Origin of the sequence: Gluconacetobacter sp., assembly GCF_047721585.1 — a bacterium.
Classification (GTDB): Bacteria; Pseudomonadota; Alphaproteobacteria; order Acetobacterales; family Acetobacteraceae; genus Gluconacetobacter; species Gluconacetobacter dulcium.
In genome coordinates, this window is sequence record NZ_JBDNXE010000058.1 from 1 (window position 1) to 24,766 (window position 24,766).

Sequence of the window (24,766 nt, forward strand, 5' to 3'; positions counted from 1 at the left end):
CAGAGCCAGATATCTCCAACTTAACCTGTGGTCCCATTTCCAGGGGCCACTTCACTTATCACCCTGTCCGATTTTCTGGGGCCAGCTCTAGCGAGCATGGGATCGTCGTCAACGGCGACATGTGGGGAACAGTCTGTTAGATGTTGGGCCAGGATCGCCCCGAATGACGGTGTCGGGGGCGATAGAGGAGTGTACCGATGCCACATCAGACTCTCGTCTTTGGCCCGAGGGGTCTCCCTGCGACACAGGCGGCCGATGACGGGATGCCGTTGGGGACGGTCGGAGACCTGCCGCACTGGGACCTGCGGGACCTGTATGAAGGCCCCGATTCGGATGCGCTACGCACCGACCTGGCACAGGCAGAATCGGATGCCGCTGCTTTTGCCGCTGCCTGGAAAGGGCGGTTGAGCGAGGCTATACCGGCTGGGCTGGCTGAGGCGATCGGGGAGTATCAGCGGATCGACGAGGTGCTGGGGCGGGCAGCGTCCTACGCGCAATTGCTGTTTGCCGGCGATTCGTCCGATGCTGGGATCGGACGGTTCTCGCAATCGATCAATGAGCGGCTGACCGATATTTCCAGCCATCTGCTGTTCTTCTCCCTGGAGTTGAACCGGATTGGGGACGAAGAATTGTCCGCGCGTCTGAATGATTCGGGGCTGGCGGTGTGGGGGCCGTTCCTGCGGGATCTGCGGGTTTTCCGACCGCATCAATTGTCCGACGAGATCGAACAGGTCCTGCACGAGAAATCGGTGACGGGGGCTTCGGCGTGGAGCCGGCTGTTCGACGAGACGATGGCCGGGTTGCGCATTCCGCTGGACGGGCGGGAGTTGACGGTGGGCGAGGCGCTGAATCGGCTGTCGGATCAGGACCGCGCGGTGCGCGAGCGGGCGGCGAAGGCGATCGGCAGCGTGTTCGGCAGTAATATCAAGCTGTTCTCACTGATCACCAATACGTTGGCCAAGGACAAGTCGATTACCGATTCGCTGCGGCACTATCCACGCCCCGGTTCCTACCGCAATCGCAGCAACATGGTCGAGGATGAGGTCGTCGACGCGCTGGTGCAGGCGGTGACCGAGGATTATCCCCGCCTGTCGCATCGCTATTACGCGATGAAGGCGCGCTGGCTGGGGCTGGAAAAACTGGAACATTGGGACCGCAACGCCCCGCTGCCGGCGGCGGATGAACGGATTATTCGATGGGACGAAGCCACGCGGCAGGTGCTGGCGGCTTATGAAGGGTTCGATCCGCGTATGGGGGAGGTGGCTCGGCGCTTCTTTGACAATCCGTGGATCGATGCGCAGCCGGTGCCCGGCAAGGCGTCGGGGGCCTTTGCGCACCCGACCGTTCCGTCGGTCCATCCGTATCTGCTGCTGAATTATCATGGCCGTGCGCGTGACGTGATGACGCTGGCCCATGAACTGGGCCATGGGGTGCATCAGGTGCTCGCGGCGCCGCATGGTTATCTGATGTCTGGCACGCCGCTGACGCTGGCCGAGACGGCAAGCGTATTCGGCGAGATGCTGACCTTCCGTGCGCTGCTGGATGCCGAGACCGATCCGGAGCGGCGGCGGCTGATGCTGGCAGCCAAGGTGGAGGACATGCTGAATACGGTCGTGCGCCAGATCGCGTTCTACCGGTTCGAGACCTTGGTGCATGACGAGCGGAAATCGGGTGAATTGCTGCCCGAGCGGATCGGCGCTATCTGGCGGCAGGTGCAGACCGAAAGTCTGGGGCCGGCCTTCAACTTTACGCCGGATTATGACCTGTATTGGACCTATGTCCCGCATTTCATTCATTCTCCGTTCTACGTCTATGCGTATGCATTCGGGGATTGCTTGGTGAATGCGCTATATGGCGTGTTTACCTCAGGCCATGCGGGGTTCCAGGACAAATATCTGGACATGTTGCGGGCGGGGGGCACGATGCGGCATCGCGAATTGCTGGCGCCGTTCGGGCTGGATGCGGCCGATCCCGGGTTCTGGCGCAAGGGGCTGGACGTGATTGCCGGATTTATTGACGAACTGGAGCGTGCCTGACGTGGCGGAGGAACGGGATCTCGACAATACCGGCATGTTCGGCGAACTGCGCCGGATGGTGCGGACGTCGGGCGCGGTCGGCGGCATCGCCGCGCGCATCGCGGGCCATAAGATGGGGCTGCGCACCAGCAGCGCCACCCATGCCGGTGATCTGAAATCGGTTCTCGGCAGCCTGAAGGGGCCGCTGATGAAGGGGGCGCAGCTTCTCTCTACCATTCCCGGTGCGCTACCGGATGAATATGCGGCGGAGTTGGCGCAGCTTCAGGCCAACGCGCCGCCGATGGGATGGAGTTTCGTTCGTCGCCGCATGGCCGCCGAACTGGGGCGAGACTGGGAGCGGCGTTTTCGCTCGTTCGAGCATGAGGCGGCGGCGGCGGCTAGTCTGGGTCAGGTGCATCGGGCCGTGCTGCCGGACGGGCGCCGGGTGGCGTGCAAGCTGCAATATCCGGACATGCAGGCGACCGTGGATTCCGACTTGCGCCAGTTTCGCATGGCGGTAGGGCTCTATTACCGCATCGATAGTACGATCAAGCAGGACGACGTGCTGGTGGAGCTGACGGCCCGGTTGCAGGAGGAACTCGACTATCTGCGCGAGGCGGCGAACCTGCGGCTTTACAACCTGATGCTGGCCGAGTGTTCCGATGTCAGTATACCGATGCCGGTCGAGGACCTGACGACGCGGCGGCTGCTGGTGATGGACTGGCTGGATGGGCGGGGCGTGCAGTCGGTGCTGGATACCGACCCCGCGCAGGAGCAGCGCAATGCCATGGCGCGGGCGCTGTTCCATGCCTGGTATGTGCCGCTCTATCGCAATGGTGTGATCCATGGTGACCCGCATATGGGCAATTTCACCGTGCGGTCCGATTATGGGCTGAATCTGCTGGATATGGGGGCGATTCGGATCTTCCCGGCGCGGTTCGTGCAGGGGATCATTGACCTGTATCGCGCGCTGGAGACCAATGACGAGGATCTGGCTTATCATGCCTATCAGGCATGGGGCTTTACCGACATGTCGCGCGAGACCATGCGGGTGCTGAACGAGTGGGCACGCTTTATCTATGAGCCGCTGATGCAGGATCGGGTGCGGGCGATCCAGGAAAATGACGACCCGCAATATGGCCGCGTGGTGGCCGAGCGGGTGTATGCCGGCCTGAAACAGACCGGGGGAGTGCGCCCGCCGCGTGAGTTTGTGCTGGTGGACCGCTCGGCGATCGGTCTTGGCAGCGTGTTCCTGCGGTTGGGGGCGAAGCTGAACTGGTACCGACTGTTCCAGGAACTCATCGCCGATTTCGATGCGGCCAAACTGGCGGCGCGGCAGGCGGACCTGATGCGGCAGGCGCGGGTACCCGCGCCTGTCGAAGGCTGAACCTCGCAGTCCTTCGGAGACGTTAGAGTGGGAGCGCGAGTTGCTGTGCAGAGGCGTCGTCGCGCCCCGCGCGGCGGGCGCGTTCCGTACGAAGAGCGAAGGCCAGATCGGGGCCGGGTGGCTTGGGGCTGGCCAGCAGTCGGTCGAGATCGGAGGATGTCAGTGTGCCGATGCGGCGGCCCCGCAGCGGGCCGTGCGGCACTTTTACCAGAAGCGCCGGTTGGCGCGACCAGCGCAGCAATTGCTCCACTGATGCCAGCGCCAGCATGTCGCGCAGATGGTGGGCCGTGACGTAGGCATCGGGGCCTGCGCGATGGGCGGGATTGCCCAGATGCTTCTCCAGTCCCGCCGGGCGGCGGGAATAGCGCAGCCCCTGATTGGAATGGCCGGGTTCGTCCGGCCACAGGCGCAGCGCGCATTTATAGGTGCAGATCCATCTGGTGCCGGCCATCAATGTGGGAGGCAGGAGGGCGCGCAGCCAAGTCTGCTCGAAACTGGCGCGGTGGGCTGCGAACGCCTGAGGGCGAGCCGGCGGATGGAGGATTGCGGGCGCGACGGCGGTGATCGGCGGGGCGTCGCACACGTCCTGGTCGGTGATGTGGTGGATCGCTGTGGTCCATGGTGCGATCGGGCCGCCGGGATAAGTGAGTTGCGCACAGGGAGGCGCTGCCAGATGCCAGCCGTCGGGTGTGTGCATCACATCCTGCCAGCCGATCTCGACGACGCCGCCATGGGCGGCGTCGCGGCCGCTGGTTTCCAGATCGACGACCCGGACATAGGGGGCGGATTGGGGGGACAGGGTACCGTCCATCCGACCAGTGTAGGGACCGGCGGCGGGATTCCAAAATCGAATCGGTAATCCTGGCGTGCCGGCTGATGTGCGCGTTAGGGCTCTTGCGCTGGCGCCGTGTGATCCCCACAGTCCTGAACCATGCCCGCGCCCGCCCGCAAAAAGACCCGTCGTCCCGATCCGTCGGAAGAGATCGTGACCTTCCAGCCCGAACGCCAGCCGGCGAAGGAGAAGACGCGGCGGCTGGTCATCCAGTCGCCCTACGAACCGGCGGGCGACCAGCCGCGCGCCATCGCCGAACTGGTGGCCGGGATCGACGAGGGAGAACGCGATCAGGTGCTGCTGGGCGTGACGGGGTCGGGCAAGACCTTCACGATGGCGAAGATCATCGAGGCCACCCAGCGGCCGACGCTGATCCTGGCGCCGAACAAGACCCTGGCGGCACAGCTCTATGGCGAGATGAAGCAGTTCTTCCCCGACAATGCGGTGGAATACTTCGTCAGCTACTACGATTACTACCAGCCGGAAGCCTATGTGCCGCGCTCGGACACGTATATCGAGAAAGACAGCCAGATCAACGAGCAGATCGACCGGATGCGCCATGCCGCCACCCAGGCGCTGCTGGAGCGCAACGACGTCATCATCGTGGCCTCGGTGTCGTGCATCTATGGTATCGGGTCGGTCGAGACCTATTCGCGCATGGTGGTGCGGCTGGAAACCGGGGGCGAGATCGACCGCGACAAGCTGGTCAAGGCGCTGGTCGAACTGCAATATCGCCGCAACGATGCCGCCTTCCAGCGCGGGACCTTTCGCGTGCGGGGCGAGACCGTCGATATTTTTCCGGTGCAGAACGAGGATCGGGCCTGGCGGGTTTCGCTGTTCGGCGACGAGATCGATTCGATCACCGAATTCGATCCGTTGACCGGCGACAAGACCGGGGACCTGCAGGAGGTCAGCGTCTACGCCAACAGTCATTACGTGACGCCGCGCCCGACGCTGACCCAGGCGGTGACCAGTATCAAGCACGAATTGCGCCAGCGGCTGGCCGACTTTACGGCGGAAGGCAAATTGCTGGAGGCCGAACGGTTGCAGCAGCGGACCACGTTCGACCTCGAGATGATCGAGACGACCGGCGTCTGCAAGGGGATCGAGAATTATTCCCGTTATCTCTCGGGCCGCAAGGCGGGCGACCCGCCGCCGACGCTGTTCGAATACCTACCCGAGGATGCGTTGCTGATCGTCGATGAAAGTCACGTGACCGTGCCGCAGATCGGCGGCATGGAGCGGGGGGATTTCGCGCGCAAGTCGATCCTGTCGGAATTCGGGTTTCGCCTGCCGTCCTGTCTTGATAACCGGCCGCTGAAATTCGCGGAGTGGGACAAATTTCGTCCGATGACGGTCTTCGTCAGTGCCACGCCGGGGCCATGGGAGATGGGGCGAGTGGGGGGCGTGTTCGCCGAACAGGTGATCCGCCCCACCGGGCTGATCGATCCGGTGACCGAGATCCGGCCGGTGGAGCGGCAGGTGGACGATCTGCTGGCGGAGTGCCGCACGACGATCGCGGCCGGAGGCCGGGTGCTGGTTACGACCCTGACCAAGCGCATGGCCGAGGATCTGACGGACTACATGAACGAAGCCGGTATCCGGGTCCGTTACCTGCATTCCGACGTCGATACGCTGGAGCGGATCGAGATTATCCGCGACCTGCGCCTGGGAGCGTTCGACGTGCTGATCGGCATCAACCTGCTGCGCGAGGGGCTGGATATCCCGGAATGCTCGCTGGTAGCGATCCTGGATGCGGACAAGGAGGGGTTCCTGCGCTCACGCACCTCGCTGATCCAGACCATCGGGCGGGCGGCGCGCAATATCGACGGGCGCGTGCTGCTGTATGCCGATACCATGACGGACAGCCTGCGCTATGCGATCGAGGAAACCGCGCGGCGGCGGGCAAGACAGTCGGAATGGAACACCGAACACGGGATCACGCCGCAATCGGTCCGCAAGCATATCGGCGAGGCGCTTTCCTCGGTCTTCGAGCAGGATTACGTGACCGTTACGCCGACCAAGGGGGCCGACGTGGCGGAATTTGTCGGCAAGGATCTGGGCAGTACCATCGCGGAACTGGAAAAGCGGATGCGCGCGGCGGCGGCGGACCTGGAATTCGAGACCGCCGCGCGGCTGCGCGACGAGATCAAGCGGCTGGAGGCACTGGATCTGGGTCTGGACCCGGTGCCCGTGCCGGTATCGACAGCGGGTGTCGCCGGCAGCACCGGCCGGCCGCCACGGCGGAAAGGGCAGGGGCCTGAACCGCTGGGGCCGGGTGGTGGCGGTTACGACCCGGCCAAGGCGCGCGGTGGCCGTCGGCGGGGCGGACGCTAGAGCATCATCCGACCAGATGGATTGATCTGTTCGGATAAAGATGCTCGAAAAATCAATAGTCTAGAGTCATATCGGTGAACCAGTGTGAACGGATATGGCTCTGGAGAGTAGATCCTGTTTGAATCTTTGCGGTCGAACGGGTGAGGATGTTCGTAAAGACAATTAAGTCAGAGCATTTCCACCGACCTGTGTCCGGTGGGAAAGCTCTGGGGTGAACAGGGACGGGAACAGAAACGGATGATCGAACTGAAGGCGGGAGCGGCGCGGCTTGGCCTGCTTCCCGAACTGGGCGGTGCGGTGACCTTCTGGAAAAGTGGCGGGGTCTGCGTGCTCGAAGCCGTCAGCGACCCGAACCTGCTGGCACAGAAGGGGCACACGGTTGCGGCCTATCCGCTGGTGCCGTTCTCCAATCGCGTCGCGGACGGGCATTTTCGCTTCGATGGCGCGGAATACAGGATGAAACCGAATTTCGGCGGCGAGCCGCATGTGATCCACGGCAATGCCTGGGAACATCCCTGGGAACTGGAATTGCTGGCCGACGATAGTGCCACGCTGCAACTGGAATGGCATCCGCCCTATGATCGCCCGATGGATGAATGGCCGTTCGCCTACCGTGCGCAGACCCGTTTCGACCTGCGCGAGGACAGCCTGGCCGTGGGGATGGTGATCGAGAATATCGACCAGCGGCCGCAGCCGGTCGGATTGGGGTTCCATCCTTATTTTCCCCGGCGTGGCGGGGTGAAGGTGGGGTTTTTGGCCGATACGGTGTGGACGAATGACGAGCGGCACCTGCCGGCGTTGCGCGTGCCGGCCACGGGCGAATGGTCGTTCGAGCATATGCGCGCCGTCACCGACCAGGCGATCGACAATTGTTATGCCGGCTGGGATGGCGCGGCCTTTCTGCGCTGGCCGGATGACGGGCTGGCACTGACCATTTCGGCCAGCCCGACCTTTCGGCACCTCGTGCTGTTTACCCCGCCGGACAGGAATTTTATCGCGATCGAGCCGGTGAGCAACATGAACGATGCGCTGAACCACGCCGGCGTGACCGACCGGGGGATCACGATCCTGGCGCCGGGGGCACGGCTGGAAGGGCACATCCATTTTGCACTCACTGCCTGCTGAGGCAGTATGCGGCCCATGACGCACGATGATGACGACGATGACGAGGCGCGGCCGCGCGCCATAGACGGGGTGTCTCGCTACATTACCCCGACCGGCATGGCGGCGACGCGGCGGGAACTGAGTGCCCTGCTGTATGAAGAGCGGCCGCGGATCGTGGAGATCGTGTCCTGGGCCGCTGGCAATGGCGACCGTTCGGAAAATGGCGACTACCTGTACGGCAAGAGGCGCCTGCGCGAGATCGACCGGCGTGTGCGATTCCTGACGCGCCGGATCGAGAAGGCGATCGTGGTCGACCCGGCGGCGCAGACCCAGCGGAATCGGGTCTTCTTCGGGGCCACCGTGACTTATGTGACGGAGGAGGACCAGGAGCGGACGGTCGTGATCGTGGGGGTGGACGAGGCTGATCTGGCGGTGGGGCAGGTCAGTCTGGCATCGCCGATCGCACGAGCCCTGCTTGGTGGCCATGTGGGGGATGAAGTGCGGGTCATGACCCCGTCGGGTGCGGACCTGATCGAGATTATGGCCATTTCCTACCCCGAACCTGTCGGGATGAATGCGCTATGAGGTTTTTCGCGGCCGAGAACTCGACTAAGAAGCAGGGGCCGGTGACAGATCGTGTCATCAAGGTATCGGATTGTGCCTGGAGGTCGCGTTCATGTCCCGCTCGCTGAAGGTTGCCGTGCAGATGGACCCCTTGTCGGGGATCGACATCAATGGTGATTCGACTTTTGCCCTGATGCTGGAAGCACAGGCGCGGGGGTATGATCTGTTCGTCTACCAGGTGCAGGGGCTGAGCCTGCGTGAGGGGCGTGTGGCCGGTGGCACGCGGGCCGAGCGGCTGACGGCGCGGGCGCGCCCGGTGCGGGTGCGGCGGGTTGCGGGCGATCATGCCGAGCTGGGCGATGAGCAGGTGATCGACCTTGCCGCGATGGATGTGATCCTGATGCGCCAGGACCCGCCCTTCGATATGGCCTATATCAGCGCCACCCATATGCTGGAGCATGTGCATGGCGTCGGGCCGGGCAAGGCCCTGGTGGTCAATGACCCGGAATGGGTGCGCAATGCACCCGAGAAGCTGCTGGTCACGCATTTTCCTGACCTGATGCCGCCGACCCTGGTGACGTGGGATGTGCTGGCGATCCGCGATTTCCGCGCCGAATGGCGCGATATCATCGTCAAGCCGCTGTTCGGCAATGGCGGGGCGGGTGTGTTTCGCATCCGCGAAGATGACGAGAACCTCAATTCGTTGCTGGAGATGCATTTCGCGCGTTCGCGGGAGCCGCTGATGATTCAACGCTATGAGCCGGCGGTGCGCCGGGGGGACAAGCGGATCATCCTGGCCGATGGCGCGCCGATCGGTGCGATCAACCGCGTGCCGGCGCAGGGCGAGGCGCGGTCGAACATGCATGTGGGCGGCAAGGCCGTGCAGGTCGAACTCAGTCCCAGGGATCGTGAGATCTGCGAGGCGATCGGGCCGATGCTGCGAGAGAAGGGGCTGATCTTCGTGGGGATCGACGTGATCGGGGACTGGCTGACGGAGATCAATGTCACGTCGCCCACGGGGTTGCAGGAAATCGATCGTTTCGATGGCATCAATTCCGCCGGGCTGATCTGGGACTGCATCCTGCGGCGGCTCGACGGTGGCGAATAACGGGCGCCGGGACGGCGGACGAGGAAAAGGAATGGGTGATTTGCGCTGTGGCATGGGGCTTTGGTCCGCTATCCCCTTGAAGACAATCGCCCGGCAGGGCACAGAGGGTTCCCGATGAGCAACGTTCTTCAAGATGCGCCAGCCGAGGCGGATGCCGCGGCTGGCCTTGCCTGCGCCCCGGTTCCGCGTTCAGCCCTCGATGCCGCGGCTGTCAAGGCCGCCTATCGCCGGTGGGCCGGAGTTTATGACACGGTCTTCGGTGGTGTTTCGGCTTTCGGGCGCAAGCGGGCGGTCGCTGCCGTGAATGGCCTGCCGGGGGCGGCGGTGCTGGAGGTCGGCGTGGGTACCGGTCTGGCCCTGCCGCATTATCGCGCTGACAAGCGCATTACCGGAATCGACCTGTCGGGCGACATGCTGGATCGTGCGCGCCAGCGGGTGGCGCGGATGAACCTGCGCAATATCGACGCCCTGTTGGAAATGGATGCCGAGGATACGCGGTTCGCGGATGCGTCATTCGATATCGCGGTGGCGATGTTCGTAGCGTCGGTCGTGCCCAATCCCCGCCGTTTGCTGGCGGAACTGAAGCGCGTGGTGCGGCCGGGTGGGCATATCCTGTTCGTCAACCATTTCCTGGCCACGGGCGGCGTGCGGCTGGCGGTCGAACGCGGCATGGCGCGGGCCTCGCATTCGCTGGGCTGGCATCCGGACTTCGCGATGGAAGCGTTGCTGCCGCCTGACGATCTGGCCCGCGCCACCATTCAGCCGGTGCCGCCTGCCGGTCTGTTCACGCTGGTTACCCTGCCGCGCCTGGCCGCGCCGGCCCGCGTGGAGAAGCCCGCCGCCTGAAGCAGCTCCGCCGTGTCGGCATGACCGGAATGCCGGCCATGCCGGAGGCGGGGGCTGCTGGCTCTCGTCTTGAGTGTCCAGTTTCGGTAACATGATCATGATTTCGAGCACGGTCGCCCTCCGGGCGACCCATCGGCGCAGGAGAAGTGGCGTATGCCGGCAGAGAGGCAGGTCCGGACGAAGGTCGCAGCCGGGGGCTTCCTGATGCGGGGCGGCGGCCTAAGCGGCCATAAGGCGGTTGGAACGCTTTATCTGGTCATGGCGGTTTTGGCCGGCCTGATCGGCGGGGGGCTGGCGCTGCCGTTGCGCATCGGGGCGGATACAGATGCCTCGTGGGGCCGGATGGCGATCGATCACGGCGCGCTGATGGTGTTGTTCTGCGCCCTGCCTGCTCTGGTCGGAGGCTTCGGTTCGTGGTTCGTGCCACTGCTGCTGGGCGCGCCCGATATGGCGTTCCGCCGCCTGAATCTGGCCTGCTGGGCCGGGGTGGCCCTCAGCTTCGGTCTGGTCGTGGCCGGTGTGTCCACGGCGGCCGCGATGGTGCTTTGGTGCGTGGCGATGCTGGGACTGGCGATCAATATTGTTGCCACGGCCCTGAATATGCGTGGCCGTACCGTCGCGCTGGGTGCCATGCCGCTGTTCGTCTGGGCACAGGTTCTGACGGCGATGATGATGGTGATCGTCCTTCCGGTGCTGGCGGCGGCGCTGACGCGCGGTCTGCTGGCCGGTGCGGGCTTCGATATTGTGGTAAGGGCGATGCATGCCTTTTCCGGCCCGGAAGTCGGGCTGCTGCTGCTGCCGGCGGCCGGTGTGATCTGCCAGTTGGTCGAAACCTTTTCGGGTGTCGGACTGCGCCTGCGCGAAACCGCCCTGGGGGCGATGGTCGTACTCTCGGTCGGCGGGGCGTCGGTCTGGGTGCATGATGTCTTTGCCACGGGGTTGATGGCGCAACCTGACGCGCGGCCGCTGATCGAGCAGGCCGTCATGGCGTTGCCGATGCTGGTACTGCTGGTGGCGTGGGGCAGGACGATTATGGCCGGGCGGCCGGTCTTCCGTGTGCCGATGCTGTGGGCGGTCGCCTTCATGGCGATGCTGGTTGCTGCGCCGTTGCAGGTGCTGGCGGATGGCGGGGCCGGTGCGCATGCACTCGTGCTGCCGGCGGCGCTGTTTGCCGCGTTTGGCGGTTTTTATTACTGGATCGGCAAGATGGCCGGTGGCGCCTATCCTGAGTGGATGGGACGCCTGCATGTGGCGCTGGCGGTCGGCGGCAGCGTCTTGAGCGTGTTGCCGGGCGGCGTGATGGCGGGTGTGGCGATGCAGGGCCTGTCGATGCTCGCCTTCGTTGCCGTGCTGGCCGTGGCGCTGCTGGGGCGACGCCGTGTTTCGGGCAATTACTGGGGGGCGGGTGCCCGGACCCTGGAATGGACGTTGCCCTCGCCCGCGCCGCGTGACTCTTTCGCCGGCTTCATGGTCGGGAGAGCCGGGGCATGAGCGCCAGCGCATCTGCCTCCGAAACGCCGCGTTTCGACGCGGCGCTGGTCGGGACCGAGGCCCGCGACTGGTTCGCGCTGCTCAAGCCGCGCGTGATCTCGCTGGTGGTGTTTACCGGTGCGGCCGGCATGGCCATGGCGCCGGGCCATTTGAACCCGGTGGTCGCGTGCGTTGCCATCCTGTGCATCTGCATGGCGTCGGGTGCGGCAGGTGCGATCAATATGTGGTATGACCGCGATATCGACGCGATCATGACCCGTACCGCGCGGCGTCCCATTCCTGACGGGCGCATTCATCAGGATCAGGCGCTGGGGTTCGGCATCGGTCTGTCGACGGCGTCGGTGCTGCTGATGTGGCTGGCGACGAATGCGCTGGCCGCGTTTATCCTGGCGTTTTCGATCTTCTTCTATGCCGTGATCTACACGATGTGGCTGAAGCGCTCGACGCCGCAGAACATCGTGATCGGCGGGGCGGCTGGCGCGTTTCCGCCCATGATCGGCTGGGCGGCGGCGACCGGATCGCTGGATGTGATGCCGGTTGTGATGTTCGCGATCGTGTTCCTGTGGACACCACCGCATTTCTGGTCGTTGTCGCTTTATGCGTGCAAGGATTACGGCCGCGCGGGCATTCCGATGCTGCCGGTGGTGCGCGGGGCCCGGCATACGCGCTGGCAGATCCTGATCTATACGCTGATCCTCTCGGCGGTGTCGCTGGTGCCGTCGGTGCTGCATCAGGCGGGATGGCTGTATTCCGCCACCGCGGTGCTGCTGAATGCCGGATTCGTGGGATGTGCGGTGGGCGTGCTGCGTGACCGGCAGGATGCGGCAGGCGTAAGTCTGACCGGTGACGGCGCGGCGCGGCGGGCATTCCGCTTCTCGCTGCTCTATCTGTTCCTGCTGTTCTGCGGCCTGTTGGCCGATCATTTCCTGATCATGGGCTGAGGAGGCCGGTGATGGACCAACCGTTTGCCATGACCCCCGACCAGTCCCGGGAATGCGTGCGCCGCCATCGTGGCCGGGTTCTCGGTGTCGCTTTTACGCTACTCGGCCTTGCGGCCGTGTTTTATGGTCTTGCCTTGGTGCGCATGTAACGACCTGGGATTCAAGGTTTCTCACGACGCGGCTTTTCTAGCTGGGTTCAGGATGAGGAATAGAAAAGCCAGCGCGGCCCGGTCGTTGGGGAAATAGCCGCGTGCCTGGACAGCCCGTGCGAGCATTGCCTGCATCGCCTTGATGGCGCTCGTGGCGGATAGGAGCATCCGTCCCCATGGGCTGTCCGCAACTGTGGCGAAGGGCATTTTCCCGGCGATGGGTGGATAGCCCTGCAAAGCGGCGAAATCGGGCAGATGGTGCAACAGCTGGTCGATCGAGGGGTGGATCAGTGCCTGCGGGAAGGCCGTGTGGATGGCAGCCGGAAAGTCGTCATGCTCATCGACCACAGCCATCAGGATATCTTCCACGCCCCGCTTCTTTAGCGCATCCATGATGTGCTGCCCCAGTGCGGGGCTTTCGTGCTGTTCGATCCATAGGCCGAGAACGTCAATTGTGCCGTCGAGGCGCATGCCCAGCACAAGATGTACCGGTTTTTCGCACACAATGCCGTCGTCACGGATCCTCATTCGCAATGTCTCGAAGAAGATCGCAGGATAGAGCGCGTTCAGCCGGCGGCCCTGCCAGGCAGCGACGGTGTCGAGAAAGGCACCGGTTACCTGACCGGTCGGCTCCGGGGACAGGTCCTCACCCTCGGTTTCCTGCACGGGCTCCTGGATCGTGCGGTTACCCATGGCGGGCGCATACATTGCGACCATTCGCTCGTCGACTCCGGGGAAATGTTGGACCTCCTGGGCGAGGGATTCGGGATCGAGCGTCTCTGTGAGGTCGGGGGAAAGGTCCGGCACGATGGCGTCGGTATCGGTCTGCGTGATGTGCGGCCTGTTGCCGATATGGCGAGCGGCCGGGAGATGCGTGCCCGGTTCTTGATCCAGTCCGCTGTTGAGCAGACGTTCGGTCAATATCTCTTCCTCGGTCGCGCGGCCGCCGCTTTGTGTCCTGTCGGGGATCGTGGGGTCTGTTTGAGCCTGCTTCGGGAGAAGGGCGGTGCTCTCGTGGCGGGCCGGCGAGGTGGCCTGATCCGGAGCCGACATCAGGGTATGTTCATAAGCCCGTTCCCGGGTGGCGGGATTGGACATTTCTTCAGCGGTCGCCATCATGATGAAAGCTTGATCCATGGTGGTTTGCGCGGCGTCGTCGGCGGCCGGCGGGATCTGGCCTGCCGGGACAAGTGGCGTGTCCGGGTCCATGATCTGGTCTGAGTCGGCTGGAAGTGCGGCCGATGGGAGGGGGACGTTGTGGAGGGCTTCGGGGCTGTTTGCCGCCTCGGCTGAAAGGAAGGCCAATGCCGCAATGGCTTCGGGCGACAGGGTGACGGTATCGCCTTCAGCGGGGGGCGGAGACTTGTCGGAACGGTTGCCGCCGCCGGGCGGGGCGCCCCCGGCCTTCGAGGTGTCGCTCTCTGCTCCTGGAAAGGAGATGGGGATCGACTCCGGTTGTATGGGGGCGATCCTGGTCATCGGGCTTTTCCATGGGCGGAGTGGGAGCCGGTACGGTCTCTTTCAAGGATTAGTAAATCGTTAAGATTGTGTCTTATGTCGTGGTCGGGGCCTGGCCCATGGTGCCGTGCCGTATCCGATGGCGCCGGTACAGAAGCGTCCATAGCGCGAGGCCCCCCATTGTGGCGTAGCCGAGGATCGGGCCGACCACGAGATATGTGCTGATCGGCAGGCTGTAGATGAGCGCGACCGAGACGACGACGTTTGCCAGGAGACCGAAACCCCACACCAGTGTCATGACCATGATGGTGTACCGGACGCGGACATCGTTTCGGTGCGCGTCGAAATCGGCGAGGGCCTGGGAGGATTGGCGTGCCATTGTGGCCCGTGCCAGCGGGGCGATCAGTGGCTTGCCGATCACAGCCGAGAAGAGGAAGGCCAAGCCGATCAGAAATGTCACCGCCTGTTCGCGCAACTCCAGCAGTCGTGCCGATCCGCTGCCGATGAAGGCGAGCAGTGAGAGCGCGATGCCGGCCAGGGCAATGAGGGAAAGCGCATCAATCCGTCGCCTGATCACGAATCCGCCGACGCTCCACAGCAACGGCGGCATGGATGAGGCCAGGAGTGCCTGCACGTCGCCCCAGCCGGCTTGCATCCGGTCGTAGATCAGCACGGGAGCGGCGAAATTTACCGTCAGATCGAGCAAAATGAGCGCAAGACCGGGGCTGCGACGGCGCAGACTGTTCATCGGGTTTCACCCCTGCCGATCCAGTTGCCGTGGAAGCCGGGCGGTACGCGGTGGGGCAGATGAATGGTTGCGACGGGTGGTTCCTGAAACCGGCGGGCATCGAGGATGACGAGGTCGGTCGTTTCTGTCGCCATGTCGATGACGAAGCCGATCAGCCAGCCATGCCCCTCGGGACTGTCCGCTGTCTCGGGCACGAAGACGAACTCGCCGGGATAGTGGCTGGCGCCGAAATCGTGGATCTGCCGTTCGCCCGTCGTAAGGTCGTGCGCGTAGAGCGCCGTGGCGCCGAGGAAGCGATCGGCTGGATCTGGCGGCAGGGCGAGGCTCCAGACATAGCGGTAGGGCTGGCCGAAGAAACGTTCGTCCGGGCGGGGAAATTCCTGCGGTGCGGCGTCGAGCGTGCGGATGGTGACCGTGCGGTCGGCAGGGTTGATGATCCAGCGTTCCAGTCCGCGTGATCGTGAATCCGGCCCCTGAGCGCCGGTCCCGAACATCGTATCATAGACACATAAATCCAGGATAACCTTTCCGTCTGCCGTATCATGGGCGTTGGCGACGTGGAAGGCATATCCAGGGGGCACCGGGCACCAGATGACGTCTTCCTGCCGGCCCTGGCGCGGCATCAGCCCGACCCGTGCGGCGTGTGCCGGGTTCCAGCGATAGGGGAAGCCGTGTCCCGCGACGAGGGTCTTCATCGAAAAAGTGACCGGTAGATCGAGGATAATCACGAAGCGATCGGTGATTGCGCAATCATGGATCATCGGGCCGTGCTTCACAGCGACCGGTTCTTCGCGGACCACCTGCCCGGTGGCATTGACGACGACGTGGCGGATGATACCCGGTTCGCGGCCCTCGTAGCAGATCGCGTGCTGTTCGCCGGTTTTCGGATCGCGGTGCGGGTGCGCGCTGAAGGAGCCTTGCAGCGTGCCGTCGAACGGATTGTAGCACTGGTCGTCGAGCGTCTCGCCGAGTTCGACCGGGTAGCTGCCTGCCTCGACCAGGGCGAAGGTGCGGCCGCCGATCGCGACGACATTGGTATTTACCGTATCGAAATCATGGCGCGGCCCCGGCGCGGGGGCGACGCCGCGTGCCCTGGCGACGGCGTTGGAACGGATCCAGCGGTTGCGATACCAGACGGCCCGGCCGTCGGCGAGCGCGAGCCCGTGCACCATGCCATCACCGATGAACCAGTGATAGGAGGCGGGATCGGGTGCGACCGGGTTGGGGCCGATACGCAGGTAGCGCCCGTCGAGCCCGGCGGGGATCGTGCCTGTCACGGCCAGTTCGGTGAGTGTCCGTTCCTCGGTCATGGGCGTGTGCAGGCCGGTCAGGAACGGGTTGGCGTGCGTGGGGGTGGGCATGCGTCGGCGGTTGAACGTGGCCAAGGCCTCGACGCCCCTGGTCACCGCGCCACGGATCAGCGTTTCGATTGGGCTTCCCATGGGAGCCTCCAATGTTTACGCTGTTAATATGGACAGGAATGATAACAGTGTCAACATAAAGAAGGCCGCCTATCATCATGGCGACCTGCGCGCGGCGCTGATTGCCGAGGGGCTGCGGCTGCTGGCGGAACGGGACGTGGACTCGCTGTCGCTGCGCGCGGTGGCGCGGGGGGTCGGGGTCAGCGCCACCTCGGTGTATCGCCATTTTCCCGACAAGGAGGCGCTGCTGACGGCGTTGGCGCTGGAGGGACTGGCGCAACTCGGCGTGGCGCAACATGCGGCGGCGCAGGCGGCGGGCGGCGGCTGCACCGGCTTTGCGGCAACGGGGCGGGCCTATGTGCGGTTTGCGCTGGCCAATCCGGCCCTGTTTCGCCTGATCTTCGCATCGCCGGTTCTGGCACCCGCTAAGGCCGCTGGAACGCTGGATACGGAGGCTGCGAGATTGCTTCGGGCCAATGCGGCGTTGATGGCCGCCCAGCAGGGGGGCGAGGCTGCGACCCGTGCCATCGAAGCCTGGGCCCTGGTCCATGGTCTGGCCATGCTGATGCTCGATGGCCAGATTCCGCAGGATGAGACGATCATCGACGAGGTGATCGGGTAGAGGGGTCTTTCCCGCCGCCGATCGTCAGGATCGGCGGCGGGACGGCCCGTTTGCCTCCGGTTACGAAGAATCGCGGTCGCCGCGTCTGCGGCTGACGCGGATCGCGATCAGTGCTGCCATGGCGCATGCGATGACGAGAGGCAGGATCAACCCGACGGATAGGCCGGTGGACCGCTGTGCGCCTGTGCTTGCGCCTGCGGCCGGTGAGGTGACAGGCGCGGTGGCCGGGGGCGGTGGTGTGTCGGTGGCTGCGGCCGTGGTCGTGGTCGTGGTAGGCAGCGGCTGGGGGGTGACCGGCGCGGTTTCGGCCGGTGGCGGGATCAGCGTGGCGGCGTCGTCGTCGGAGAGGAAGCCGTCGGTTGCCGGGCGGTGGGTGGCCTGCTGCCAGGCCGTGATTGCCGCGCGCGTGGATTCGCCATACACGCCGTCCACGACCGTGTCGGCGGGCAGGTAGCCGAGTTCGACCAGTTTTTTCTGGAGGGCGATGTGACGCTCCAGCGGACGCTGGCTTTCCATGCGTGCCGCGCCGGAGAGCCGGACGCGATATTGCGCCGCCAGGCGGTCCATGGCGTCGTTGTAACAGGCAGCGCCGTTCGGCGGCAGGTCTTGCGGCCCGTCGCCGGGAACGGGGAGGCCGCAGGATTGGTTGGCCGCGTTTTCATCGAGGACGACCTGTTGCTTCAGGTCTTTCCATCCGTCCTCGCCGGCCTGATGGCGCAGCGCGTAATAGACCTGATCGAACATCAGCTCGTGCCGTGCGGCCTCGCTGTCATGGCATAGCATCGTGGCGACGCCATTGTTGGCTGGCGGAGGATCGCAGGAGAAATCGGGATGGTAGGGGCCGGACGGCGCGGAGCCGGCGCCCGTCGCGGGCTTGTCGGACAGGAGCGAGCGGGCCTGTGCCTCCGAAATATAGTCGTTGCGGGTCAGGAAGATGGCCAGCCCCTGCGGGAAAGGAAGGGGGGCGCGATCGGCCTTGGAGCAATAGCGGCCGTTCGCGGTTTCCTCGGGCGATTTCAGGCTGCATGCCGATACGCCGAAGCCGCTTTTCGCCGAACTCTGCGCGCGTGGCAGCATGTATGCCCAGGCGGCGGCGAGCTGGCCGAGGCGGGCTTTGGTCGCGACGTAATAGGCCAGATAACCGTTGGGCTCCGACCGGCCGGAGGCTTCCCATTGCCGGGTCTGTTTTGCCAGGTCCTCTTTCAGGTAGGCCTGATATGCCGGATCGTCGCTGACATTCGTCAGTTGGCCGTCGTGATAGCGATGGAGAATGATGGGGGCGAAGGAGCCGGCATGCGAGGCGAAGGTGTAGAGAAACGCCTGATCGTACGTCACGATGACCGGGTCGGGTGCGCCCGGTACGGCGATTACGGCCGGTGGGCCGCCGCCATCCTGCATGCCGAGGTCGGCATGTACCCATTGGCCGTCCGCACGCTGGCCGAAGATGGAGGTCGTCTCGCAGCAATGCGCGCCGCCGGTATAGGCTGAAACCATGATCTGCGGCAGGGAAGAGGTGGCATCCAGTCTCTGGATGCTCGCCCTCAGGGCCATCAATCCGGCATCCTGTCCATAGGGGGCCAGCGGAAACGGGGCCGGGTGAGTCTGGCCCCTGGCCCTGATGGATAAGGTGGCGATGCGGCAGGTGGCGGGCGGGTTGGGATCGGCTGGCTGCCAGGCCATGGCCATGCCGCATCGCGTCGACGCTTTCAGCGTGACCGATGCTGTCAGGCCGCCGGCGGCGAGATCGAGGCGCGAGCGATCGTCGAGGCTTCCCTCCGCCAGCGCGGGAACGACGTGCGAGGCGGCATGTGCCGGCCGGCCAGCCGCGGCAAGCATGGCAAGGGTGATGAGGCCGGGCAGGGCGAGCCGGCTGCCAGCCATGGCGCCTCGGGGAAATGACTGTGACATCAAGCCGCCTTTCTGGTTGCAGTTCCGATGACGTCTTGCCGTGGGGGCGTCATTTCGGGGAATGTTATTTCGGCTTCCTGGGGGTGGCTTTCCGTGGGGGCGTGCCACGGGATGACCGTTTGGGCGTCTTTTTCGGGGGAGACATGAGATTCATCATGAGAGTCATGAGCTCTTCGGCGGCTTCCTCGGGCATTTCATCATCCATCGTGGAATGGCCCATCAGACGTGCCTCGAAAGTCTGATCGAAAATGGTGAACATTATGGGAATCTTTTGGAGCGGCCGGCCGTGGATGAGCGCGCGGGCCGTGACCGCGAAGGAAAGTGCGAGGGGGTCCTGGCGGTCCTTCAGGAGCAGGGCCATGCGCGCGATGATGGATGCCCAGAAATTCCGTTGTGTTTCAATGTGTTTCCATAGTGCCTGGGCTTGGGCCTCGGAGGATTCGGCGCCGTCGAACATGTCGTCCCTGTCTTCGAACCAACTGGCGATGACGGGATGGAGGGCCGCCCAGTCCGCACTGGCGGCAATGAGCGTCTCGCATTCCTTTGCGTCGAGGGATGCGAGGTCGCCTTCTGGATCGTATCTGTCGAGCATTGCCTGGATGGATGCGTCATGCTCCGGGCGCAGCGCGGTTATGGCGCATGCGTCCACGACATCGACCAGGCCGGGGGCCGGATAGGCTCCGTTATGGAGGCCGTCGGCCAATGCGATGCCCAGCACGACCTGGAGGTACTCCGGCGAGATGTCGCCTTTCTGGCCGGGACCCGCAATCTGTTGCAGGATGGAACGCTGGTCCGCCGCGCTGGCGCAGGGGGCGATATAGGCATCCTTGATGCCGAACTGCTGCTTGAGCAGGACCAGGGCGATGGATCGTGCCCGCCCTTTCTGCAGGGCGACCCCGAGGCTCTGGGCGCCTGCGCCATCGACGGGGCTGGAGACGTACCCCACGATGCGGTAGGGCGACACGGCTGCCTGATCGGGAGAAATGTCCGAGCGGATGGCGTTCCGAACCAGGGTGTCCAGGCGCCGCCGAGCGGATTTATGGACGATCCACGTTCTCAGGACCACCAGGCGGCTGAGTGCCTGCGCGCTGAGGATACCGGCGGCCAGCCGATCGCCCAGGCCGTCGATCGCGCCGTTCCTGACCGATTCGGAGGGATCGAGAAGCCATGCGCAGGCCAGCGGTTCGAGGCGCCTGTCGGGATTGGCGGCAGCCAACCTGCACAACATGCGTCTGGCGGCTGCCGGAATTCCGGGGAGGATTTCCGCGAAGGCTTGCTGCAACATTGAGGGATCGTCGCCGACCGTGGCGAGCGCGTCATGGAGAAGAGCCGCGAAGGCTGTTTCTGGATGCGCGTCGTCGCCGATGGACAGCGTGGCGGCTTCCTCCATGAGCGCCTGGTCGTCGGGTGCCAGCTCTTCGGGAACCGGTAATCCCGCCCGCACGTAGCATCGGGTGATCGCGATGTTGCCACCGAGGGTGAGCCCAGGTGTCCCGGACAGGGTGGCAAGATGCCGCGATACCGCGTCCAGGCATTCGCCGCCGAAACGCTGGCCGTTCTCCTGCGCCATGCGGGCTTGGTCGAGTGTCATCGTCAGAAGGTCGCAGAGTTCGTCGTCCGGATCGGACTTGGCCGGCGTGGAGGCGATCGCCTGCGCGAGCGCCCGGACATTCTGAGGGTCCATGGCAAGCGCCCGTGCCGCTTCCATTTTCATCTCGTGAAACAGGCGGTCTGACTGCGAGGCTGCCAGGGCGACCGGAGGAGTGCCGGGGTTCTTTTTCTTGACCATAATTTCCTCGCGGTTGGCTGGCCTTGTGGTGGGCGGCAGGCGCCGTGAGAGTCTATGAGGCCGTTCCCGGCCGGGTCAACCATGCTGCGCAGGCGGGACGGGTGCGGGTCGGCGTTCTTCGAGGTGGGTGTGCGTGCCGTCGATCATGGTGGACGCGGCTGCCTCGTGCCTCGCGATGCAGGGGGTGAGTTCATGTCCGGTTTCGATCGTATTGGCTTGGTCGTTCCGCTGATTCAGGCGCCGATGGCAGGTGTTTCCACGCCGGCCATGGCGGCGGCCGTGTCGGAGGCGGGTGGCCTTGGGTCCATCGGTGTCGGCGCGGTCGATGCGCCCGTTGCGCGGGAGATGATCGCCGGGATCAGGGAACGGACGGCGCGTCCTTTCAACGTGAATCTGTTCGTCCATCCCGCACCGCGTCGCGATCCGGCGCGGGAGGACGCATGGCGGGGGTGGCTCGCGCCGTCGTTCGCCGGGTTCGGTCGGTCGGCGCCGACGGCATTGCGGGCGCCGTATAAAAGCTTTGCCGATGATCCGGAGATGCTGGACATGCTGCGCGCGGTGCGGCCGCCGGTCGTCAGTTTCCATTTCGGCATTCCTTCGGCGGAGATCGTCGCGGCGCTGCGCGAGACCGGGGCGGTCCTGCTGGCTACCGTGACCAGCCTGGACGAGGCGCGGGCGGCGGAGGATGCCGGTATGGATGCGGTCGTCGCGCAGGGGATCGAGGCGGGAGGGCATCGCGGAGTGTTCGACCCCGCCGCGCCGGACGATGCGCTGGGCGTTCTTGCGCTGACGCGGCTGCTGGTCCGGCAGGGGCGCTGCCCGGTGATCGCCGCCGGCGGGATCATGGATGGCGCGGGGATTGCCGCCGCACTCGATCTGGGCGCGGTGGCGGCCCAGTTGGGAACGGCTTTTATCCTGTGTCCCGAATCCGCCGCCGATACGGCCTATCGCGCGGCACTGAGCGGGCCGAGGGCCTTTCATACGCGGCTGACCTGCCTGATTTCCGGCCGGCCCGCGCGGGCGCTGGCGAATCGCTTTACGGCGCTGGCCGACGGGGAGAACGTGCCGGTTCCGCCGGATTATCCCGTCGCCTACGATGCGGGGAAGGCGCTCCATGCCGCCGCGAAGGCGTGTGGAGAACACGGGTTCGGCGCCCAGTGGGCCGGACAGGGCGCGCCCCTGGCCCGCGCCATGCCAGCGGCGCGACTGGTCGCCTGCCTGCGGGAGGAACTGGCGGCCGCGCGTGGGGTGGCGTTGCGGGATCGGCGATAGCTTCCGGACCGTCCGTGGGATGTCCGGCCGCTATGGGACGAGCAGGTGGGGCACGATGGGCGAGGCATGGCGTATGACGGCATCGGGGCTTTCGCGGACCGTCAGCCCGGCGAAGTGGCTGCCGACGATCCATGCCCCGATGGAGGCGGTGACGCCGTCGATGCGGTGATCGGCATAGTGCTGGTAGATACGGGGATAAGCGCCGTAGGTGCCGGGTTCCAGCGCCAGCGTTTCCGTGCCGGAGACGATGCGGACATTCTCGCCGCCGCGCGCGTGGATGGGTTTTTCGACGTAGCGTTCCATGCCGTCGGGCGTCCAGGCGGCGGGCAGCAGCAGCGGATGGCCGGGATGGCGCCGCCAGAGCGCGGGCAGAAGGGCCTTGTTGGAGAGCAGTGCCGTCCAGGGCGGGTTGAGGAACCGGCAGCCGCAATGGCGCAGATGATGGGCGCCTGCGTCGCGGAACATCAGTTCCCACGGATACATGCGGATCATGGAGCGGATGATGCGGCCGCGATGCAGCAATCGTCCGCCGGTGCTGATTTCGAGGTCGTGCAATTCGCAATGTACCGCCTCCAGGCCGGCCTGGCGCGCCCAGTCGGTATAGTAGCGGGCATGGACCGCGTCCTCGCGATTGTCGGGGTAGGGGACGACGTGGACGATATCGTCCACGCGCCCCTGGGCGCGGAGGGCCATCAGGTGGTTGACCAGCGCGGCTTCGCTGAGTGCGCGGTCGGTTCCGGCGGGGTGTGTCGCGCGCCGCCATGCCGCCTGCATGCGCGTGCTCTCCGGCAAAGTGGCCGGTGTATCGGCGTTATATTCGATCAGTTTCGGCTGGCCGTCCTGCCACGCGAAATCGAAGCGGCCGATCAGGAAGGCATCGCGGCGTTCCCAGGAATCGCGCACCACCGGGTGCATGGCCTGGGGAATGCGGAATTCGTCCAGGCCGTGCCGGGCGCGGACGGCCTCTTCCACCAGGTCGAGGCACATCCGATGCAGGCTTTCGGCCGCGTGGCGCAGGGTTTCGGCGGCGGTCGGCGTGACGACGTAACAGATGTCCTCACGCCAGGCGAAACTGCCGTCATCGTTGCGGTAATACGTATAGCCGAGGGTGTCGGCCTGGCCTTGCCAGTCGGGGCGGGGGGTGGATGCGATGCGCCTGATGCCGGGTACCATGGGGAAATGACGGTTATTCGCCGCCGCCCCCATGGCCGGCGGCGCTAGCGCCGAAGCCGGCATGGCCTGCCGACTCCGCCTCGCCACCGCTGCCGGCCGTGCGGCCGGTGCTCGGCGCGTCGTCGTCATCGCCGCCGCGGTTGCCGGTGCGGGTGAAGAAGGCGCCCCCGCCGGAGCCGTGGTAAGAATGATGGGCCTGATGATCGCAATCCTGCGGATTGCGGACCTGCGGACCCTCCGGCCGGGTACCGGCCGGTGCCGTGGGCTGGCCCTGCGCGGCGACGGCGTTCTGGCGGCAGGCCCGGTCGTCCGTCGGTTGCCGGGCGTCGATCAGGAAAGCCGTAGCGCCGGCTACGCCCACGGCTCCGGCGGTCGCCGCGAAAAGGAGTGTCGTGGGTTTGCTCATCGACCAGGTCCTGACAGGGAACGGAACGTCATGGGCGCATTCATTCCGGCGCCACCGCGCGGGCGGAGAGCGTGCGCATGCCGTCCGAGATCCGGTCGCGCAACTGGCGCAACTGCGCTTCCTGCGTGCGGGTACGTTCGACGGCCAGGCGGTCGTTTTCTGCCATTTCGGCCAGGGCCTGCGTGACCTTGTCGGCGGCCTGCGACAGGGCTTCGATCTGGCGCGGATCGACCCCGCGCTGGGTGGCCGTGGTGCGCGCGGCGTCCAGCGCGCCGTCGGCCACCAGGCCCAGCACCTGGCGGTCGGCCTCGTTGAGTTTGTCGCGGGCGGCGGCGGCGTGGCGATTGTCGACCTGTCCGACGGCGACCGCGCAGGCGGCCTTGAGGTTGGGAATGGTCTTGGTCAGGGCCGAATGCAGCGCCACGATCCGGGCCTCGGCGGCCTCACGCGTGCTCTTGAGCATCGGCACGGTCAGGGCCGCGCGCATCAGGCCCTCGCGCTGTTCGGCGAGGTGCCCCGCGAAATTGGCCAGTCGGCCGCGCAGTTCCATGACCTCGGCGGCGTCGACCGGGTCGTTGGTCGCCAGCGCGTGCCGGCGCAGGCTCTCGGCCTCCTGCTGGCCGCGTTCCAGCGCCAACTGGCCGGCGGCGATGTCGATGTTCAGTTCGCGCACCGCGTGCCGCAGGGCCTGGTACATCGATTCGAAATTCTCGATATTGCGCTTCAGGTCCGCGATGGTGGTGCGGGCCCTGGCCTCCTGCTGGTCCATCAGGGTGGTGAAACGCTTGCGGTTTTCGGCGAAGCCGGACAGCGCATCTTTTGCGCCGCCGACCAGTCCGCCCAGACGGGCCAGCAGGCCGCCGGGCCGCGCGTCTTCGCCGCTGGCGATCCGACGCAGGTCGGCGATGCGCAGGATCTTTACCCCGTCGAGGACCGAGGCCGCGATATCGCCCACGGCATCGGACTGGCCCAGGGTGCGGCCGGCCAGCATGCGGTCGGCGACTTCCGCAAGCTGGGTCAGCGCGCCGGAGCCGTGCGCGAGCAGGGTGTTGAGATCGTGGAAATTCACCGCGTCGGCGCGCCGGTGGGCCTCGGCGACCATGTCGGGCGGCAGCCTGTCGAGTTCCACCAGCCGGGCAAAGGGGGCCAGCGGCCGGTGCAGGGCGTCGTCCGGAGCCGCCGCCGGTGGGGGGGC

20 protein-coding genes are annotated in these 24,766 nt (G+C 65.5%); 11 read left to right on the forward strand and 9 right to left on the reverse strand.

Translation table 11 applies throughout. From position 1 onward, the window contains the following. Window positions 1-197: 197 nt before the first annotated feature. Together ABF821_RS11875 and ABF821_RS11880 are read left to right on the forward strand one after the other, a co-directional pair. On the forward strand, window positions 198-2,036 hold the full coding sequence (locus ABF821_RS11875; protein WP_415530109.1) for a M3 family oligoendopeptidase: 1,839 nt from the start codon (window positions 198-200) through the stop codon (window positions 2,034-2,036). A 34-nt stretch (window positions 2,037-2,070) separates the two neighbouring features. After that, window positions 2,071-3,402 (forward strand): ABC1 kinase family protein, encoded by a 1,332-nt coding sequence (locus ABF821_RS11880; RefSeq protein ID WP_182974147.1) that lies wholly within the window; start codon window positions 2,071-2,073, stop codon window positions 3,400-3,402. A gap of 22 nt (window positions 3,403-3,424) precedes the next feature. Here the strand turns inward: ABF821_RS11880 and ABF821_RS11885 are convergent, their stop codons facing one another. Further along, on the reverse strand, window positions 3,425-4,213 hold the full coding sequence (locus ABF821_RS11885; protein ID WP_415530110.1) for a DNA polymerase III subunit epsilon: 789 nt from the start codon (window positions 4,211-4,213) through the stop codon (window positions 3,425-3,427). A 120-nt stretch (window positions 4,214-4,333) separates the two neighbouring features. On the opposite strand from ABF821_RS11885, the gene uvrB reads away from it, so the two are divergent. The 7 genes from uvrB to cyoE all read left to right on the forward strand — a co-directional run bounded on the left by uvrB (window position 4,334) and on the right by cyoE (window position 12,625). Beyond that, window positions 4,334-6,571, forward strand: a complete 2,238-nt coding sequence (gene uvrB / locus ABF821_RS11890) for an excinuclease ABC subunit UvrB (protein WP_415530111.1) — start codon at window positions 4,334-4,336, stop codon at window positions 6,569-6,571. A gap of 237 nt (window positions 6,572-6,808) precedes the next feature. Then, the gene (locus ABF821_RS11895) at window positions 6,809-7,696 is read left to right on the forward strand and encodes an aldose 1-epimerase (protein ID WP_415530112.1); all 888 of its coding nucleotides are present in this window, start codon (window positions 6,809-6,811) and stop codon (window positions 7,694-7,696) included. A gap of 15 nt (window positions 7,697-7,711) precedes the next feature. Continuing rightward, a complete protein-coding gene (gene greB, locus ABF821_RS11900; protein WP_415530113.1) occupies window positions 7,712-8,260 on the forward strand; it encodes a transcription elongation factor GreB in 549 nt (182 codons plus the stop codon). Between the two features lie 91 nt (window positions 8,261-8,351). Then, window positions 8,352-9,347 (forward strand): glutathione synthase, encoded by a 996-nt coding sequence (gshB, locus tag ABF821_RS11905; RefSeq protein WP_182974062.1) that lies wholly within the window; start codon window positions 8,352-8,354, stop codon window positions 9,345-9,347. 114 nt (window positions 9,348-9,461) lie between these two features. Further along, the gene (locus ABF821_RS11910) at window positions 9,462-10,193 is read left to right on the forward strand and encodes a class I SAM-dependent methyltransferase (protein ID WP_182974061.1); all 732 of its coding nucleotides are present in this window, start codon (window positions 9,462-9,464) and stop codon (window positions 10,191-10,193) included. Between the two features lie 153 nt (window positions 10,194-10,346). Beyond that, window positions 10,347-11,684, forward strand: coding sequence for a cbb3-type cytochrome c oxidase subunit I (locus ABF821_RS11915; RefSeq protein WP_183010605.1), 1,338 nt, complete (start codon window positions 10,347-10,349; stop codon window positions 11,682-11,684). Continuing rightward, window positions 11,681-12,625, forward strand: coding sequence for a heme o synthase (cyoE, locus tag ABF821_RS11920; RefSeq protein ID WP_415530114.1), 945 nt, complete (start codon window positions 11,681-11,683; stop codon window positions 12,623-12,625). The genes ABF821_RS11915 and cyoE overlap by 4 nt, the downstream gene beginning before the upstream one ends. 170 nt (window positions 12,626-12,795) lie before the next feature. On the opposite strand, the gene ABF821_RS11925 is transcribed toward cyoE, so the two are convergent. The 3 genes from ABF821_RS11925 to ABF821_RS11935 all read right to left on the reverse strand — a co-directional run bounded on the left by ABF821_RS11925 (window position 12,796) and on the right by ABF821_RS11935 (window position 16,422). Then, the gene (locus ABF821_RS11925) at window positions 12,796-14,253 is read right to left on the reverse strand and encodes a transposase (protein WP_415530115.1); all 1,458 of its coding nucleotides are present in this window, start codon (window positions 14,251-14,253) and stop codon (window positions 12,796-12,798) included. A gap of 73 nt (window positions 14,254-14,326) precedes the next feature. Then, complete coding sequence (locus tag ABF821_RS11930; RefSeq protein ID WP_415530116.1) at window positions 14,327-14,980, reverse strand: VC0807 family protein; 654 nt, start codon at window positions 14,978-14,980, stop codon at window positions 14,327-14,329. Further along, the gene (locus tag ABF821_RS11935; protein ID WP_415530117.1) at window positions 14,977-16,422 is read right to left on the reverse strand and encodes a carotenoid oxygenase family protein; all 1,446 of its coding nucleotides are present in this window, start codon (window positions 16,420-16,422) and stop codon (window positions 14,977-14,979) included. The genes ABF821_RS11930 and ABF821_RS11935 overlap by 4 nt, the downstream gene beginning before the upstream one ends. 28 nt (window positions 16,423-16,450) lie before the next feature. On the opposite strand from ABF821_RS11935, the gene ABF821_RS11940 reads away from it, so the two are divergent. After that, window positions 16,451-17,023 carry a TetR/AcrR family transcriptional regulator gene (locus ABF821_RS11940; protein ID WP_415530118.1) on the forward strand — a complete coding sequence of 191 codons (573 nt, stop codon included), beginning with the start codon at window positions 16,451-16,453 and terminating at the stop codon, window positions 17,021-17,023. A 60-nt stretch (window positions 17,024-17,083) separates the two neighbouring features. Here ABF821_RS11940 and ABF821_RS11945 read toward each other — a convergent pair whose 3' ends face one another. Both ABF821_RS11945 and ABF821_RS11950 read right to left on the reverse strand, forming a co-directional pair. Then, the gene (locus ABF821_RS11945; protein ID WP_415530119.1) at window positions 17,084-18,931 is read right to left on the reverse strand and encodes a peptidoglycan-binding domain-containing protein; all 1,848 of its coding nucleotides are present in this window, start codon (window positions 18,929-18,931) and stop codon (window positions 17,084-17,086) included. A 64-nt stretch (window positions 18,932-18,995) separates the two neighbouring features. Continuing rightward, window positions 18,996-20,720 (reverse strand): hypothetical protein, encoded by a 1,725-nt coding sequence (locus ABF821_RS11950; RefSeq protein ID WP_415530120.1) that lies wholly within the window; start codon window positions 20,718-20,720, stop codon window positions 18,996-18,998. 81 nt (window positions 20,721-20,801) lie between these two features. On the opposite strand from ABF821_RS11950, the gene ABF821_RS11955 reads away from it, so the two are divergent. After that, a complete protein-coding gene (locus tag ABF821_RS11955) occupies window positions 20,802-21,992 on the forward strand; it encodes an NAD(P)H-dependent flavin oxidoreductase (protein ID WP_415530121.1) in 1,191 nt (396 codons plus the stop codon). 30 nt (window positions 21,993-22,022) lie between these two features. Here ABF821_RS11955 and ABF821_RS11960 read toward each other — a convergent pair whose 3' ends face one another. The 3 genes from ABF821_RS11960 to ABF821_RS11970 all read right to left on the reverse strand — a co-directional run. Next, entirely contained in the window at window positions 22,023-23,228 is a 1,206-nt protein-coding gene (locus ABF821_RS11960) for a glutathionylspermidine synthase family protein (RefSeq protein ID WP_415530122.1), read from the reverse strand. Further along, complete coding sequence (locus tag ABF821_RS11965; protein ID WP_415530123.1) at window positions 23,179-23,571, reverse strand: hypothetical protein; 393 nt, start codon at window positions 23,569-23,571, stop codon at window positions 23,179-23,181. The genes ABF821_RS11960 and ABF821_RS11965 overlap by 50 nt, the downstream gene beginning before the upstream one ends. 40 nt (window positions 23,572-23,611) lie before the next feature. Next, window positions 23,612-24,766 (reverse strand): toxic anion resistance protein (locus tag ABF821_RS11970; protein ID WP_415530124.1); only part of this gene is annotated, 1,155 nt, incomplete at its 5' end.